The sequence below is a fragment of the Stutzerimonas stutzeri genome (assembly GCF_024448715.1).
Lineage (GTDB): Bacteria > Pseudomonadota > Gammaproteobacteria > Pseudomonadales > Pseudomonadaceae > Stutzerimonas > Stutzerimonas stutzeri_AR.
Genome location: NZ_JAMOHZ010000002.1, coordinates 642,105 through 658,765 on the forward strand (window position 1 = coordinate 642,105; position 16,661 = coordinate 658,765).

General features: G+C 60.7%; 16 protein-coding genes and 1 other RNA gene. 7 read left to right on the forward strand and 10 right to left on the reverse strand.

Translation table 11 applies throughout. The annotated features are described in order from the left end of the window. Positions 1-17: 17 nt before the first annotated feature. Positions 18-644: a ribosome biogenesis GTP-binding protein YihA/YsxC gene (gene yihA, locus NAV33_RS06370; protein WP_255978040.1), complete on the forward strand. Its 627-nt coding sequence runs from the start codon at positions 18-20 to the stop codon at positions 642-644. A 197-nt stretch (positions 645-841) separates the two neighbouring features. Here yihA and gcvP read toward each other — a convergent pair whose 3' ends face one another. From gcvP to NAV33_RS06415, 9 genes are all read right to left on the reverse strand, one after another. Next, the gene (gene gcvP, locus NAV33_RS06375; RefSeq protein WP_255978042.1) at positions 842-3,718 is read right to left on the reverse strand and encodes an aminomethyl-transferring glycine dehydrogenase; all 2,877 of its coding nucleotides are present in this window, start codon (positions 3,716-3,718) and stop codon (positions 842-844) included. Between the two features lie 106 nt (positions 3,719-3,824). After that, a complete protein-coding gene (gene gcvH, locus NAV33_RS06380; protein WP_255978044.1) occupies positions 3,825-4,214 on the reverse strand; it encodes a glycine cleavage system protein GcvH in 390 nt (129 codons plus the stop codon). A gap of 78 nt (positions 4,215-4,292) precedes the next feature. Then, entirely contained in the window at positions 4,293-5,375 is a 1,083-nt protein-coding gene (gcvT, locus tag NAV33_RS06385) for a glycine cleavage system aminomethyltransferase GcvT (protein WP_255978046.1), read from the reverse strand. Between the two features lie 144 nt (positions 5,376-5,519). Continuing rightward, positions 5,520-7,136 (reverse strand): ABC transporter permease, encoded by a 1,617-nt coding sequence (locus tag NAV33_RS06390; RefSeq protein ID WP_255978048.1) that lies wholly within the window; start codon positions 7,134-7,136, stop codon positions 5,520-5,522. A gap of 81 nt (positions 7,137-7,217) precedes the next feature. Further along, positions 7,218-8,219 (reverse strand): extracellular solute-binding protein, encoded by a 1,002-nt coding sequence (locus NAV33_RS06395; RefSeq protein ID WP_255978050.1) that lies wholly within the window; start codon positions 8,217-8,219, stop codon positions 7,218-7,220. A gap of 108 nt (positions 8,220-8,327) precedes the next feature. Then, positions 8,328-9,548 carry a 2-octaprenyl-3-methyl-6-methoxy-1,4-benzoquinol hydroxylase gene (locus tag NAV33_RS06400; RefSeq protein WP_255978052.1) on the reverse strand — a complete coding sequence of 407 codons (1,221 nt, stop codon included), beginning with the start codon at positions 9,546-9,548 and terminating at the stop codon, positions 8,328-8,330. A gap of 99 nt (positions 9,549-9,647) precedes the next feature. Further along, entirely contained in the window at positions 9,648-10,826 is a 1,179-nt protein-coding gene (gene ubiH / locus NAV33_RS06405; RefSeq protein WP_255978054.1) for a 2-octaprenyl-6-methoxyphenyl hydroxylase, read from the reverse strand. Between the two features lie 2 nt (positions 10,827-10,828). Then, a complete protein-coding gene (gene pepP, locus NAV33_RS06410) occupies positions 10,829-12,160 on the reverse strand; it encodes a Xaa-Pro aminopeptidase (protein ID WP_255978056.1) in 1,332 nt (443 codons plus the stop codon). A 14-nt stretch (positions 12,161-12,174) separates the two neighbouring features. Continuing rightward, entirely contained in the window at positions 12,175-12,729 is a 555-nt protein-coding gene (locus NAV33_RS06415; protein ID WP_255978058.1) for a YecA family protein, read from the reverse strand. Between the two features lie 123 nt (positions 12,730-12,852). On the opposite strand from NAV33_RS06415, the gene NAV33_RS06420 reads away from it, so the two are divergent. From NAV33_RS06420 to NAV33_RS06440, 5 genes are all read left to right on the forward strand, one after another. Next, positions 12,853-13,062, forward strand: coding sequence for a TIGR02449 family protein (locus tag NAV33_RS06420; RefSeq protein WP_255978060.1), 210 nt, complete (start codon positions 12,853-12,855; stop codon positions 13,060-13,062). Then, a complete protein-coding gene (locus NAV33_RS06425; RefSeq protein ID WP_255978062.1) occupies positions 13,059-13,373 on the forward strand; it encodes a cell division protein ZapA in 315 nt (104 codons plus the stop codon). Before NAV33_RS06420 ends, NAV33_RS06425 begins: the two co-directional genes overlap by 4 nt. Before the next feature lie 33 nt (positions 13,374-13,406). After that, positions 13,407-13,585: non-coding RNA, 6S RNA (ssrS, locus tag NAV33_RS06430), on the forward strand. A gap of 6 nt (positions 13,586-13,591) precedes the next feature. Further along, entirely contained in the window at positions 13,592-14,194 is a 603-nt protein-coding gene (locus tag NAV33_RS06435) for a 5-formyltetrahydrofolate cyclo-ligase (RefSeq protein ID WP_255978064.1), read from the forward strand. Positions 14,195-14,588: 394 nt separating this feature from the next. Continuing rightward, positions 14,589-15,038 (forward strand): EVE domain-containing protein, encoded by a 450-nt coding sequence (locus tag NAV33_RS06440; RefSeq protein ID WP_255978066.1) that lies wholly within the window; start codon positions 14,589-14,591, stop codon positions 15,036-15,038. Between the two features lie 31 nt (positions 15,039-15,069). Here NAV33_RS06440 and NAV33_RS06445 read toward each other — a convergent pair whose 3' ends face one another. Beyond that, positions 15,070-15,474 (reverse strand): flagellar basal body-associated protein FliL, encoded by a 405-nt coding sequence (locus NAV33_RS06445; RefSeq protein WP_408101793.1) that lies wholly within the window; start codon positions 15,472-15,474, stop codon positions 15,070-15,072. Positions 15,475-15,653: 179 nt separating this feature from the next. On the opposite strand from NAV33_RS06445, the gene NAV33_RS06450 reads away from it, so the two are divergent. After that, positions 15,654-16,631 carry an NADPH:quinone oxidoreductase family protein gene (locus tag NAV33_RS06450; RefSeq protein ID WP_255978068.1) on the forward strand — a complete coding sequence of 326 codons (978 nt, stop codon included), beginning with the start codon at positions 15,654-15,656 and terminating at the stop codon, positions 16,629-16,631. Positions 16,632-16,661 lie beyond the last annotated feature (30 nt).

The window sequence follows — 16,661 nt, forward strand, 5'->3', positions numbered from 1 at the left end:
CACTCACCGGAACGTCCATGCTCCCCAAAAACCCGATTCTCGGCCTCTGCCAGCAAGCCACTTTCATGACCAGCGCCGCCAAGGTCGACCAATGTCCGGCAGACGAGGGCCTGGAAGTCGCCTTTGCCGGGCGCTCCAATGCGGGCAAATCCAGCGCGCTGAATACCCTGACCCACGCCAGCCTCGCCCGCACATCCAAAACGCCGGGGCGCACCCAACTGCTCAACTTTTTCCGCCTCGACGATCATCACCGCCTGGTCGATCTTCCTGGCTACGGCTATGCCAAGGTGCCGATCCCGCTGAAACAGCATTGGCAACGCCACTTGGAAGCCTACCTGAGCAGCCGTGAAAGCCTTGCCGGCGTGTTTTTGATGATGGATATCCGCCACCCGCTGACCGAGTTCGACAGGATGATGCTCGACTGGTCCAGCGCCAGCGAGATGCCGTTGCACATTCTCCTAACCAAGTCCGACAAGCTCGCTTTTGGCGCGGCGAAAAACGCCTTGCTGGCGATTCAGCGAGATATTCGCAAGGGCTGGGGAGACGGCGTCAGCGTACAGCTATTCTCGGCGCCGAAGCGGCAGGGCGTGGAAGAAGCGCAGCTCAAATTGGCCGAGCTGCTGGGCATGCTCGAAGCGGAATAGCTCACCCGCCGCACCGCACCCTACTTTTGCAGCACCGTAGGGTGGGCTTCAGCCCACCGCAGCAAAAGCAAAGCACCGACCTCGTCATTGGTGGGCTGAAGCGAAACGCCGCCCGGCCCACCCTACACTCGATCAGCACAGGAAGCTGAAGCTGCATTCGCTTTTAACCTCTCCAGCGCTTTTATCGTCTTCCCGCTTTAACTCCGATAATCCTCGACCGGGACGCAAGCGCAAAACAGGTTGCGATCACCGAAGACGTTGTCGGCCCGGTTTACCGCCGGCCAGTACTTGTGTGCCTGGGTGTGAGCGCTCGGAGTCACCGCCTCGGCGATGCTATACGGGCGATCCCACAGGTTGGTGACATCGGCCAAGGTATGCGGCGCGCGCACCAGCGGATTATCCTCGGCGGGCCAGCCTCCGTCCTGCACCTTGGAGATCTCCGCGCGGATGCTCAACATCGCCTCGACGAAGCGGTCCAGCTCAGCTTTCGACTCGCTCTCGGTGGGCTCGATCATCAGCGTGCCGGGTACCGGGAACGACATGGTCGGCGCGTGGAAACCATAGTCGATCAAGCGCTTGGCCACGTCCTCTTCGGTGATGCCGGTCTGCGCCTTTAAAGGTCGCAGATCGATGATGCATTCATGCGCCACGCGACCGTTGCGGCCGCTGTAAAGCACCGGGAATGCATCGCCCAGGCGCATGGCCAAGTAGTTGGCGCTGAGGATCGCGACCTCGGTGGCGTCGCGTAGCTGCGGCCCCATCATGGCGATATACATCCAGCTGATCGGCAGGATGCTCGCGCTGCCCCAAGGCGCCGCGCTGACCGCACCGTTCTGCGGATTCGGTCCTTGCAGCTCGATTACCGGGTGATTAGAAACGAAGGGTGCCAGGTGCGCCTTGATGCCGATCGGGCCCATGCCTGGACCACCGCCGCCATGGGGGATGCAGAAGGTCTTGTGCAGATTCATGTGCGAGACGTCGGCACCGATATCCGCCGGTCGCGCCAGGCCAACCTGAGCGTTGAGGTTGGCCCCATCCATGTAGACCTGGCCACCTTGGGCATGGATCGCTTCGCAGATCTCGCGAACACCTTCCTCGTAGACGCCATGGGTCGACGGATAAGTGATCATCAGGCAGGACAACTTGTCCCCGGCTTCTGCGGCCTTGCGCTTGAGATCTTCCAGATCGACGTTGCCAGCCTTGTCGCACTCGACGATAACCACGCGCATGCTGACCATCTGCGCCGATGCCGGGTTGGTGCCGTGGGCAGACGACGGGATCAGGCAAATGTCGCGCTGACCTTCACCGCGACTCTCGTGATACTTGCGGATTGCTACCAAGCCGGCATATTCGCCCTGGGCGCCGGAGTTCGGCTGCATCGAAATCGCATCGAAGCCGGTGATGGTACAAAGCCAGGCTTCCAGCTCCTCGATCATCAGCTTGTAGCCCTGGGCCTGCTCGCGAGGGGCGAACGGGTGCAAATTGGCGAATTCCGGCCATGTGATGGGAATCATCTCGCTAGTGGCGTTGAGCTTCATGGTGCAGGAACCGAGCGGAATCATTGCCTGGTTCAACGCCAGATCCTTGTTCTCCAGTTGCTTGAGATAACGCAGCATCTCGGTTTCGCTGTGATGAGTATTGAACACCGGATGAGTCAGGTACTCGCTGCTGCGCTGCAACCCGGCCGGGATACCGCTGGCGATTTCGCCGGCATCCAGCTTGGCCACGTCCAGCTTGTGATCGGCGCCGAGGAAAACGGCAAGCAGTTGCTCGACCGTTGTCTCACTGCAAGTCTCGTCGAGACTGACACCGAGCTTGCCGCGACCGAGGATGCGCAGGTTGATTCGCGCCGCCCGAGCACTTTCTAGAATCGCCCTCTGCGCGCCGCCCACTTCGAGAGTCAGGGTGTCGAAGAAATGCGTGTTGAGTCGCTGAACGCCGTTCTGCTCTAGAGCGCTGGCCAGAATCGAGGTCAGTCGATGGGTACGCTGGGCGATACGCTTGAGCCCTTCGGGACCGTGATATACGGCATAACAGCTGGCTATATTGGCCAGCAGCACCTGCGCGGTGCAGATGTTGGAGTTGGCCTTCTCGCGGCGGATGTGCTGCTCGCGGGTCTGCAATGCCATACGAAGCGCGGTGTTGCCGCGGGCATCCTTGGATACGCCGATGATGCGACCCGGCATGGCGCGCTTGAATTCGTCACGCGTGGCGAAATAGGCCGCATGCGGGCCGCCGTACCCCATCGGTACACCGAAGCGCTGGGTCGAACCCAGTACCACGTCGGCACCCAGCTCGCCCGGCGGGGTAAGCAACAGCAGGCTGAGCAGATCGGCAGCAACGCAGGCCAGCGCCTGCTTGGCGTGCAGTTGCTCGATGGCCGGACGCAGATCGCGAATCTCCCCGTGGGTATCGGGGTATTGCAGCAGCGCACCGAAGACGTCCTGCCCATCGATATCTTCGATCGCACCAACCACCAACTCGAAGCCAAAGGCTTCGGCACGGGTCTGCATCACCGAAAGCGTCTGTGGATGACAGTTTTCGTCGACGAAAAAGCGGTTGCTCTTGTTCTTCGCCATACGGCGCGCCAGCGTCATGGCCTCAGCTGCAGCAGTCGCCTCATCAAGCAGCGAGGCGTTGGCCAGATCGAGGCCGGTAAGGTCGATGGTCAGTTGCTGAAAGTTCAGCAGCGCCTCGAGACGCCCTTGAGCAATTTCCGGCTGATAAGGCGTGTAGGCGGTATACCAGCCCGGATTTTCCAGCACGTTGCGCAGGATTACTGGCGGGGTGATGGTGCCGTGATAGCCCATGCCGATCAGGCTGGTCCAGAGCTGGTTTTGCTCGGCGTAGCCGCGCAGGCGAGCCAGTGCGCCCTGCTCATCCAGCGCCGCCGGCAGTGCCAGCTCACTCTGCAGGCGGATCGCCGGCGGCACGGTCTGTTCGACCAACTGCTCGCGGCTGGACAGGCCTAGCGCGTCGAGCATGGCCTGCTGTTCAGCCGCATCGGGACCGAGATGACGACGCAGAAACGCGTCGGGTTGCTGGAGCTGGGAAAGGCGCGGCACTAGGGACATGACTGCTACTCTCGAAAAAGGAAAGCCCCGGCTTACAGGCCGTGTGAAAACTGTTGTGCTACGTTTTCACACGGTCTGTATAGCGGGGCTCTTTAATAGGGAACGCTTAGGCTTCGGCGTCGCAGGAGGCCTTATAGCCATCCGCGTCGAGCAGCTTGTTCAATTCCGAAACGTCGCTCGGCTGGAGGCGGAAGAACCAGCTGCCATAGGGTTCGCCGTTGACCATTTCGGGCGAGTCGGAGAGCTGCTCATTGACGGCGACCACTTCGCCGGAAATCGGTGCGTAAATATCCGAAGCGGCTTTCACCGACTCCACTACGCCCGCCTGCTGACCGGCGGTAAGCTGCTGGCCGATCTCCGGCAGTTCCACATACACCACGTCGCCCAGCGCTTCTTGGGCGTGATCGGAAATGCCGATGCTGACACTGCCGTCTGCTTCGAGGCGGGCCCACTCGTGGCTGGCGGCGTAACGCAGATCGCTGGGAATGTTGCTCATTTTAAGTCCTCAAAAAACTGTTCGGTTTGCGGGCACGAAGCAGATTCAGCACCCGCCGCAGGAAGCAGATGGCCGAATTTACACCAGTACTTTGCCGTGGCGCACGAAAGTCGGCTGCACCACACGCACCGGATACCATTTACCGCGGATCTCCACTTCCGCACGATCGCCCGTTCCAGCAGGAACACGCGCGAGCGCGATGGACTTGCCAAGGGTAGGCGAAAAACTGCCACTGGTGATCTCACCTTCGCCAGCGCCGTTAACACGCACCACCTGATGGGCGCGCAGTACACCGCGCTCCTCGAGCACCAGGCCGACCAGTTTCGGCAGATCGCCGTTGGCCTTCTGCGTTTCCAGCGCGGCGCGGCCGATAAAGCCACGGTCAGCCGGCTCCCACGCTACGGTCCAGCCCATGTTCGCCTGCAACGGCGAAACCTCTTCGGTCATGTCCTGGCCATACAGATTCAGCCCGGCTTCCAGGCGCAGGGTATCGCGCGCGCCCAGTCCGATCGGGGAAATGCCCGCACCGACCAGTTCGCTGAGAAAGTCCTGTGCCTGATCGGCCGGGAGGATGATCTCCAGCCCATCCTCGCCGGTATAGCCGGTGCGGCCAATGAACCAGTCACCGGCGGCACGACCTTGAAACGGCTTGAGTTCTTGAATCAGCGCAGCTCTGGGCTGAGTAACCAGCTCCGCAGTTCTGGCCCGTGCTTGCGGCCCTTGGATCGCGAGCATTGCCAGCTCAGACCGCTCCTTGATCTCGACGGAAAATCCTTCGGCCTGCGCCTGCATCCAGGCCAGATCCTTGTCACGGGTGCTGGCGTTGACGACCAGACGATAACCCCAGTCGGTCAGGTAGACGATGAGATCATCGATCACCCCGCCGCGCTCGTTGAGCATGGCGGTGTACAGCGCCTTACTCACCTCTCCAAGGCGACTCACATCATTGGCCAACAGGTGTTGGAGATAGGCCTTTGCATCGGTACCAGCGATGTCGACAACCGTCATGTGGGAAACGTCGAAAACTCCACAATCACGTCGCACCTGATGATGTTCTTCTACCTGGGAACCGTAATGCAGCGGCATGTCCCAGCCGCCAAAATCGACCATCTTGGCGCCGAGTGCGAGGTGCTGATCATAGAGGGGAGTACGCTGACCCATGGGTTTCTCCTTCCGGGCAGGTCGCCGAAGCGGCGTGGGTAAAGCTTATTAGAGTCGGGTACGTGGCCCCGACGATTTTTGAATGGCGCGCATTGTAGCCCCAAGGTTGTGACAGGTCACGGTGAGGCGATGGAGTGAGCGCGGTCACCCGATCCGCCGGGCCGAACGACGAATCAGCAGGATCACCGGCAGCAAGCCGACCAGCACCAGCGTCAGTGCTGGCAGCGCGGCACGCGCCCATTCGCCCTCGCTGGTCATTTCGAAGATTCGCACCGACAACGTGTCCCAGCCGAACGGCCGCATCAGCAGCGTTGCCGGCATTTCCTTCAGCACGTCGACGAACACCAGCAAGGCGGCACTCAGCGTGCCAGGCAACAACAGCGGCAGATAGACCCGAAAGAACAGCGCTGACCCGCCGACGCCCAAGCTGCGCGACGCCTGCGGCAGCGACGGGCGAATGCGTGCCAGAGCACTTTCCAGCGGCCCGAATGCCACCGCCATGAAGCGAATCAGATAGGCCAGCAGCAACGCACCGAGACTACCCAGCAGGATTGGCTTGCCGGCACCACCGATCCAGGCGGAGAACGGGATGACCAGCTCGCGATCGAGATAGCTGAACGCAAGCATGATTGACACCGCCAGCACCGACCCCGGCAAGGCATAACCAAGATTCGCCAGTCCCACAGCTGCCCGCACCGAGCGCACTGGCGCCTGCCGCCGGGCAAAGGCCAACAGCAGTGCGACCGCGACCGTAATCAGCGCAGCGATCCCGCCCAGGTAGAGCGTATGCAGGATAAGTCCGGCATAGCGCTCGTCGAGATCGAAGCGCCCGCGTTGCCAGAGCCAGACCAGCAGCTGCAGCATCGGAAGGACGAAGGCACATAGAAATACCAGGCCGCACCAGCTGGCAGCAGTGAAAGCCTTGAACCCGCGCAGTCGATAGAGTGCAGCAGATCGCGCCCGATCATTCGCGGGCCTGGCGGCGCCACGCGCACGGCGCTCGCCGTAAAGCACCAGCATTACCGCCAGCAGCAACAGGCTGGCTAGTTGAGTCGCGCTGGTGAGACTGAAGAAGCCGTACCAGGTCTTGTAGATGGCGGTGGTAAAGGTGTCGAAATTGAATACCGCGACAGCGCCGAAATCAGCCAGCGTTTCCATCAGCGCCAACGCCAGTCCGGCGCCAATGGCCGGTCTCGCCATCGGCAGCGCCACGCTCCAGAACGCCTTCCACGGCGACTGGCCGAGGACTCGCGCCGCCTCCATCAATCCCTTGCCTTGGGCAATGAATGCCGCGCGCGCAAGCAAATAGACGTAGGGGTAAAACACCAGCACCAGAACGGCAATCACGCCGCCCGTGGAGCGGACCCGAGGAAAGCGAATGCCGCTGCCGAACCACTCGCGCGCCAGCGTCTGCACCGGGCCGGCAAAATCCAGCAGACCGATAAAGACAAACGCCAGCACATACGCCGGGATCGCGAAGGGCAGCATCAACGCCCAATCCAACCAGCGCCGCCCAGGGAATTCGCACAGGGCGGTCAGCCAGGCCAAGCTGACGCCCAGTACGATCACGCCGACGCCGACACCCAGCACCAGCGTCAACGTATTGCCCAGCAAACGCGGCATCTGGGTTTCCCACAGGTGCGACCAGATATTGGTGTCGATGTCGTTCCAGCTGAACAACAGGACACTTAGCGGCAGCAATACCAACGCGGCGACTGCGAAAGTGATGGGATACCAGCGGCGCTCGACGGGGTGGGACACTCAAGCCTCGGAAGCAAAAAGACAACGCCCCCGGCATGCCGGGGGCGTTGAGTATAACGACAGCCGTAGCTGCAAGCTGCCTTAACGCCAGCCCGCCCGATCCATCAGCATGATCGCTTCGGCCTGCCGCTCGCCGGCAACCTCTACCGGAATGGTGTCAGCCTTGAAGTCACCCCAAGCGGCTACTTCGGCAGACGGTTTCACATCTGGATTTGCCGGAAACTCCATATTGGAGTCGGCGAAGATGCTCTGCGCCTCGGCAGTGGTCATCCACTCGACCAGTTTCTGCGCGGCTTCGGGGTGCGGCGCATGCTTGGTCAGACCGATACCGGAGAGATTGACATGAACGCCACGGCCTTCCTGATTCGGCCAGAACAGCTTGGCTTTCAGCTCCGGATCCTGCGCATGTAAACGGCCATAATAATAGCTATTGACGATGCCCACATCGCACTGCCCCGCATCGACTGCCTGAATCACGGCGTTGTCGTCGGCAAAGACGTCGGTAGCCAGGTTGTTCACCCAACCCTCGATGATCTCTTCGGTTTTCTCGGCACCGTGGGTTTCGATCAAAGTGGCGGTCAGCGACTGGTTGTAGACCTTCTTGCTGGTACGCAGGCACAGGCGGCCTTCCCAGTTCTTGTCGGCCAGTGCTTCGTAAGTGCTCAGCTCGCCTTCCTCGACGCGCTCGGGGGAGTAGACGATGGTTCGGGCACGCAGCGAGAGGCCGGTCCAGGCGTCGGTGGAGGAGCGGTACTGAGCGGGAATATTGTCTTTCACCACTTGGGATTTCATCGGCTGCAGGATGCCCATTTCCTCGGCCTGCCAGAGGTTGCCGCCATCCACCGTCAGTAGCAGATCCGCAGGAGTGTTTTCGCCTTCGGCCTTGATACGGGCCATTAGCGGCGCTTCCTTGTCGGTAATGAACTTCACGTTCACACCCGTCTTGGCCGTGTAGGCATCGAAAACGGGCTTGATCAGCTCGTCGATCCGAGAGGAATAGACCACCACTTCATCGGCAGCTTGTGCAGCGCTCGACAGCGCAGTGAGCGCCAGAGCAGCGAGTAAACCTTTGCTTGCCTGCATGGATCAGCCTCTTATAAATTCGTGAACGAGGCCAAATAGTAGTGAATGTCATTTAGTTTCTCAACGCGGCATTATCGCTGACCACGATGAATGTTCGCTGATCCGTTGTCAGAGCCGTGCCAGATCCGGTAGATCGCCGCTCAATCCCAACGCCTGCCGCACGAACATCGCCTTCGCCTCAGGTAGCGCCTGCACACCCTTCAGGCCGGCGTTGCGCAACCAGCGCAGCGGCAGTGGATCGGCCTGAAACAAGCGCTCGAACCCCTCCATCGCGGCCATCATCGCCAGGTTATGCGGCATCCGCCGACGCTCGAAACGTCCAAGCACACGCGGATCGCCAAGTTGGACACCGCGAGCGGACGCTGCGAGCAGGACTTCGGCGAGCACCGCAGCGTCCAACAGTCCGAGATTTACACCCTGCCCTGCCAGCGGGTGAATGGTGTGCGCGGCATCGCCGATCAAGGCCAGGCCCGGCTGTACGTAGCGCTTGGCATGGCGTTGACGCAACGGGATGCATAAACGCGGATCGGCTTCGAGCACTTCGCCCAGACGATATTCGAAGGCCCGCCCAAGCGTCTGGCGAAACGCATCATCGTCCAGTGCCATCAGGCGTTGTGCCTCGTCTTCGGTGACCGACCAGACGATCGAACACCAGTAATCATCGGCCTCGCGCCGTAACGGCAGAAACGCCAGCGGGCCGTCATCGGTAAAGCGCTGCCAGGCCGTTTGCTGATGCGGCTCGGCACAACGCACGCTGGTCACTATGGCGTGATGCAGATAGTCCCATTCGCGGGTCTCGCAGCCAGCCAGGCGGCGCACCGCCGAATTGGCGCCATCAGCGGCAATCAGCAGACCGGTGCTGAGCTGCTGCCCGTCAGCCAGCGTCAGGGTCCAACCGGCTTCATTCTGATGCAACTGTTCGAGGCGCGCGCCAGGCATCAGCTCGATCGCGTCGTTAGTTTTCAACGCATCCAGCAGAGCATCTTGGACCACACGGTTTTCGACGATGTGTCCGAGCACCTCGGCATGCACCGACGCGGCAGAGAAGTGGATCTGCCCAGTACCGGAACCGTCCCACACGTGCATGTCGGAATAAGGGCTGGCACGCCGATCGACGATGCCCGACCAGGCGCCGACGCGCTCGAGAATCCGCTGACTGGCCGCAGACAATGCGCTGACGCGCGGCTCGAACGGATCGGCGACCGCAAAGGCCTGGCTTTCCAACGGGCCCGCGTCGATCAGTTTGACGGTCAGCCCGGAATGCTGCAGCGCCAGCGCCAGCGTGCTGCCGACCATCCCGGCGCCAACGATGATGAGATCCGCTTGCATCACTTCTCTCCTGCGTGCCGGGCCTGCGGCTGCGGCTTATATAGAGGGCCTTCGTTCCCACGCGACCAGCGCGTCCCGCACATCCGGCGGCCCCGCAAATCAGAGTTTGCGTACGCCCAACCCCATCGCCTGACGTGCGAACCATTTCTTGGCGGGTGGCAAAAGGTCCAGCGCAACCAGGCCGAGATTACGACCGGCAATAGCCAGACGCCCTGACTCGCCAAACAGCTGGGTCAACTGGTCGGAAAAGCCGACCGTAAGCCGCTGATCCGAACGCTGGCGTCTGTGGTAAACCTGCAGCACGCCCAGCTCACCCAGCCGCTGCGGACTACTCAACAGCATCGAAGCAAGCGCCTCGGTATCTCGCAGCGACAGGTTGTAACCCTGCCCAGCAATAGGATGCAAACTGTGCGCAGCATTGCCGAGCACGACCAGACCGGAGCGAACCTGCTCATCGGCCTCGATCAGCATCAGTGGGTAAAGATGCCGCGCCCCGACCTGCTGGAAGCCACCGAGACGATAGCCGAACGCCTGCTGCAGCTCATCAAGAAATTCCGCTTCGGGAAGTGCGACCAGGCGCGCGGCGTCCTGCTCCGGACGCGTCCAGACCAATGCGCAGCGATTGTCCTGTAGCGGCAGCAGCGCCATCGGCCCTTCGTCGGTAAAACGCTCGAAGGCCTGGCCGCCGTGGGGTTTACCCGGCGTCACGTTGGCGATCAGCGCCGATTGATCATAGGGGGTGCGCTTGATCTCGATGCCAAGCTGCTCGCGCAACGCGGATCGCCCGCCATCGGCAAGCACCGCCAAATCGCAGTCGAGCTGTTTTCCGTCAGTCAGCGTCAGCTGATAGCCGCCTGCCGACGCTTGCATGCGTTCGACTTCGGCGGGGCAATGGCGAACCACCACCTCATCATCCAGCGCCTGCCACAGGCAATGGCCAATCCATGCGTTCTCCACCACATAGCCCAACGCTGGCACCTGCTCGGTGCTGGCATCCAGTCGAGTGGCGCCAGCGCGACCGCGATCGGAAACATGAATATGAGTGATCGGCTGGGCACGCTCGGCAATCCGCCCCCAGACGCCCAACCGTTGATAGATCAGGCGGGTGCCGTAAGACAGTGCCGTGGAGCGCGCATCGTAGCTTGGCTGATACTCGTTGCCCGGCTCGAACGGCTCGATCAGTTCAATCGTCCAGCCGTACTCCTTGGCGCCCTTCTGTAGCGCCAGCGCCAGACTGGCACCGACCAGACCGCCACCAACGATGGCCAGCGTGCCCATGGCTACGCGACCTCGGCGGCTGCCGCCATCAATGTCTCGATCTCGGCGACGCTCTTGGGCACACCGCCAGTGAGAATTTCGCAGCCGGTGCGGGTCACCACTACGTCATCCTCGATGCGTACACCGATGCCGCGCCATTTCTTCGCCACGTCCTGGTTGTCGAAAGCGATATAGATACCCGGCTCGACGGTCATCGCCATGCCGGGCTCGAGCACCCGCCATTCACCACCGATCTTGTAATCGCCGACGTCATGCACATCCATGCCCAGCCAGTGACCGGCACGATGCATATAGAACGGTTTGTAGGCTTCCGTAGCGATCAGCTCGGCGACATCGCCTTGGAGCAGCCCCAGCTCGACCAGACCGGCCGTGATGATCTGCACCGTCGCTTCGTGCGCTTCGTTCCAATGTTTGCCCGGTGCGATGTGCTTGAAGGCTTCTTCATTGGCCGCCAGCACCAGCTCGTAAATAGCTTTTTGCTCTGGCGAAAAGCGGCCATTGACCGGGAACGTTCGAGTGATGTCGCTGGCGTAGCAATCAATTTCACAGCCGGCGTCGATCAGAACCAGATCACCATCTTTGAGCGCGGCATCATTCTCCCGATAGTGCAGGATGCAGGCATTCTTCCCCGCTGCGATGATCGAGCCGTACGCCGGCATTTTCGCGCCACCCTTGCGGAACTCGTAGTCCAGCTCCGCTTCGAGATGGTATTCGTACAGCCCGGCACGGCTGGCTTGCATGGCGCGGACATGGGCGCGCGCGGAGATTTCCGCCGCATGCTTCATGACCTTCACTTCGTTCGCCGATTTGTACAAACGCAGGTCGTGCAGCAAATGATCGAGGGCGACGAACTCGTTCGGCGGCTGGGCGCCTTGGCGGGCCTTGGAGCGGATGGTGTTGATCCATTCCATCAGCCGGTGATCGAATTCCTGGTTGCTGCCGATGGCGTAGTAAACACGCGAGCGACCTTCTATCAACCCCGGCAAGATGTCGTCGATATCGCCGATGGGAAAGGCATCGTCGGCACCGTATTCATTGATGGCGCCGTCCTGCCCCGCCCGCAGCCCATCCCACAATTCGCGGGCCGGATCACGTTCACGACAGAACAGCACGTACTCGCCGTGTTCGCGGCCGGGAATCAGCGCAATCACCGCTTCAGGTTCGGGAAAACCGGAGAGGTACTGGAAATCGCTGTCTTGACGGTAGATATGCTCGACATCGCGGTTGCGGATGTACATCGGCGCCGCTGGCAGAATCGCGATGCTGTTGGGCTCCATCTCCGCCATTAGCGCCTTGCGCCGACGGGCGTAATCCGACTTCGGGATGCGGTTCATGTGCAAACTGGTCCTCAATGCAAGGAGGGCTTGGGTGTCGGCGGCACCGGCTTGGCGCATTCGGTAAACAACAACAACGGCGCGACACGCAGATATTCCATGACTTCCATGTAATCGCTTTCGCCATCCTCGGACTCGTCCAGCGCATCCTGTATCTGAGCAATCGCGGCCAGATCCTGCAGGACCTCCATCGCCTCGCTGCTCAGCGCACGATCGCCAGCGACCAGACCGAAGCCGGTAAGAAAGCTCTGACACCACTGGCCCAGCGCGAGCGCACGCTCAGCCAGCGGTGCATCGTCTGAGGGCAGCAGTAGCACAATGGCGATGTCGTCGCCGGCGAGTTCGCCTTTAACCATCTCCTGCAATCCGATAAGCGCCTGACGAACCGAGTCCTCCGGCGCGGCACCGAGCAGCTCGGTGGCGTCGACCAGCCAAGACTCGGCATCGAATCCGGCACCTGCGCAGCTGCGTCCTAGCAACAGGCCGTGCAGCTCGGCGGGTGTGACGGGTTGGGCACTGTTGGCCAGCAGTGTGGCGAAAGCAGCATACGGCGAGTTCTGAATGGGCATTGGCGGCTAGGCGCACAGAGGCGCTAATGTCTAGAATGAAGGCCTTGTATCCTAGCATCGGCGCACGAGCCAAGACCATCGAAGCCGGATCGCCCAACGCTCGCGCCACTTACCGGGAATCCCATGGAAGACGCCGACCTGCAATTACTGACCGCCAGGCTGGAACAGCTGATTCAGCGCATCGAGCAACTCAAGGCGCAAAATCACCTGCTGCTCCACAGTGAGCAGGCGTGGCGTGAGGAACGCGCTCATCTGATTGAAAAGAACGAAATGGCCCGGGTGAAGGTCGAATCAATGATTTCGCGCCTGAAAGCCCTGGAGCAGGACTCATGACCCAGCCGAACACCGTTACCGTGCACATCATGGACAAGGAATATTGCATTTCCTGCCCGCCCGAAGAACGCAGCAACCTTGAAGGTGCAGCGAGTTACCTGGATCGCAAGATGCGCGAAATTCGCAGTAGCGGGAAAGTCATCGGTGCCGACCGCGTCGCAGTGATGGCCGCGCTCAATATCACGCACGAACTACTGCACAAGCATGATCGCCTGGATGCTGAGGCTAACAGCGCCCGTGCGCACGTCCGAACCTTGTTGGAGCGGGTCGACAGCGCCCTGGCCACCGATCCAAACCCTTCTGGCAACTGATGAACGGCAGGCAGATTGCGTTATAATCCCGCCAACTCCCTGGCATGTTCGCCAGTCGGCGATGACCCTCTCCCGATAAGCAACACCATGGAGGCTACACGTAGTGCCGGTGTGCATGTCCGCCTGACGGAAAGCCTTAAGGTACTCTGTAGTCGCCACCTTGAACTCTCGGGTTCAAGGGCCTACGCGGGCAGCGGCATGCTGGGGAGCCTGATTCTATGATCGTAGCCGAAGGCCTCTCTCGCCGGGTGCTGCGACGCCAGTTGCGGCAAGCTCGCCGCCAGCTCTCCCCCGTCCAGCAGCGTCGAGCGGCGAAAGCGCTCTATCGACAGCTGGCCCAGCATCCGCTTTTTCGCCGCGCCAGCCACATTGCCCTGTACCTGCCCAACGATGGCGAAATAGATCCTCGACCGCTCTTGCTGGAAGCGCAACGACGCGGCAAGGCAACCTTTTTGCCCGTGCTCAACGCCTGGCCGCGAACACGAATGCTGTTCCAGCGGATCATGCCGAACGAACGTCTGAAGCCAAATCGCTTCGGTATCGCCGAGCCGGGCTTTCGCCCCGCGCGGCAGCGACCGATTTGGACGCTCGACCTGGTTCTGATGCCACTAGTGGGATTTGACGAGTACGGCGGCCGCCTGGGTATGGGCGGAGGCTTTTATGATCGCAGTCTGGCGTATCGCAAAAGGCGCAAAAAAGGTCACAAACCGACTCTTTTGGGACTCGCCCATGAATGCCAGAAGGTTGATCGTTTGCCGATGGAAATCTGGGATGTGAGCCTGCAGGCTACGGTGACGGATCGCGGCTGGTATGCGAAATGAGGCGGGACGATCCAAGACGGTGTCGCGGCCGCATCCATGCGGCTTAGCTGATTAGCGCTGAAGTTGTTGCGAGTGGCTGATTGGAACCATCGAAGATGCGTCAGCCGATTGCTCCCATAGCCCCTGAGTATAGCCCGTGGTTACTACGCCGAGACCAAAAATCAGCACCAAGACCCAAAGAATATCTGGCTTGCGTTTCATAGTTTTCGCCTCCCCCTGCCAGGCGAACAATCTTGCATCGAGTCAGTTCGTTTTCGTTTTGGACTCGACACTGCCAACCTCAAGCGCGGCATTCTCCGCCATGCCTCGGTACAGCGCAAACAAGCGTCGTGACCGGTTGTCGGGGAATTTGCATTCGAGAACCCTTTCCAAGCAATAGCGATGAGCAAAAAACATGCCGTACTGGCTGATGAAATCCGAACCCGATGAATTTTCCATCCAGAACCTGCAGCAACTCGGCACGGGACGCTGGGATGGCGTACGCAACTACCAGGCCCGCAACTTCTTGCGCGCGATGGCAGAAGGAGATTCTTTCTTCTTTTATCACTCCAGCTGTGCGGCGCCAGGCATTGCCGGAATCGGCAGGATCACGCGCGCCGCCTATCCTGACCCAACCGCACTCGAACCTGACAGCCCCTATTTCGACGGCAAGGCCAGCGAAACGAAAAATCCGTGGAGCGCGGTCGACGTCTGCTTCGTCGAGCGCTTCTGCTCCACGCTGACGCTACCGCAGCTGAAGATGGAATCGGCTCTGGCACAACTGGCGCTAGTGAAAAAAGGCAACCGACTCTCGGTAATGCCGGTTAGCGAAAGCGAGTGGCACGCCATCCTGGCCATGCGCTGATCCAGCCGGACTTTCCGCCGCGCCGCGGGCGCTACTGGATAATCAGATTATTGAACAACAGGTCGTCCACCAAGGGCTCGCCTTCTTCTTGAGTGAGCACTGCCTGCACCTGCTTGAGCGCTTCCTGCCTAAGCGCTTCTTTAGCCTCGACAGTACCCAGGCTGGCGTCCGTCTGCTGTGAAAACAGCGACACCAGTTGGTTGCGAATCAACGGTTCGTGGTGCTTGACCTTCGCCTCCGCCTCGCTGCCGCTGACGCGCAGCGCGATATCTGCCTTGTAGTACTTCAGCCGGCCATCCGAACCGTAATTACCGACCAATGCAGGCACCAGCGCGTAATAAATGGTTTTCGTCGCAGCCGCATCGGCTTCGGATGTTTCGGCCAGAGCCGGCAATGCCATGCCAAGAGCCAGACAAAGGAAAAGAATTCGCGTCACGGGGCAACTCCAGGGAAAACAGCGATCAGCATAACCAGTGCCAGGCGCGGACCCAAGCCCGGCCTTATGTATTGCCATCAGGACAGACCATGCTCGTTGCGCCGGATGAGCAGCCTTCTAGACTGACCGGACAAAGCGGCCACGGCCTCATTCACCTGATAACGATAAAAGGAAATCTGATGAAAGCTGTCCTGTGCAAAGAATTCGGCCCGGCCGAAAAACTCGTCATTGAAGAAGTCGATAGCCCACAAATCAAGAAGGGCGACGTGTTGCTCGATGTGCATGCCGCCGGTGTCAACTTTCCAGACACACTGATGATCGAAGGCAAGTATCAATTCAAGCCGCCCTTCCCATTCTCGCCGGGTGGCGAGGCTGCTGGAGTGGTCGCCGCGGTCGGCGAGAAGGTCACCCACCTCAAAGTTGGCGACCGGGTAATGGGGCTGACTGGCTGGGGCAGCTTCGCCGAACAGGTCATCGTTCCGGGGCATAACGTAATGCCGATTCCTCCGGAGATGAATTTTGAAACAGCCGCCGCGTTCAGCATGACGTACGGCACTTCGATGCATGCGCTGAAACAGCGCGCCAATCTGCAACCCGGCGAAACCCTGCTGGTGCTTGGCGCATCCGGAGGCGTTGGTCTGGCGGCAGTAGAAATCGGCAAGGCTATGGGCGCCAAAGTAATCGCCGCCGCCTCCAACGCTGAGAAGCTCGCGGTCGCGAAAAACGCGGGTGCTGACGAGCTGATCAATTACACCGAAACGAGCATCAAGGAGCGCCTGAAGGAGCTTACGGGCGCCCAGGGCGTGGACGTAATCTACGATCCGGTGGGCGGTCAGCTGTTCGAAGAGGCGTTCCGCAGCATCGCCTGGAACGGTCGCATGCTGGTAGTCGGTTTCGCTGCTGGCGACATCCCGTCGCTGCCGGCAAATTTACCGCTGCTCAAGGGCGCTTCGCTGATCGGGGTGTTCTGGGGCAGCTTTGCGCAACGCCAGCCGCACGACAACGCCGCCAACTTCAAGCAGCTATTCGCGTGGCATGCCGAAGGCAAACTCAAACCGCTGGTATCGCAGATTTTTGCCCTCGAACAGACCGCTGAAGCGATCAATACGCTGGGTCAGCGCAAGGCCGTGGGCAAGCTGGTCGTAAAGGTGCGCTAACGCAAGCTGGAAGCGAGGCAGGGTGGGCTT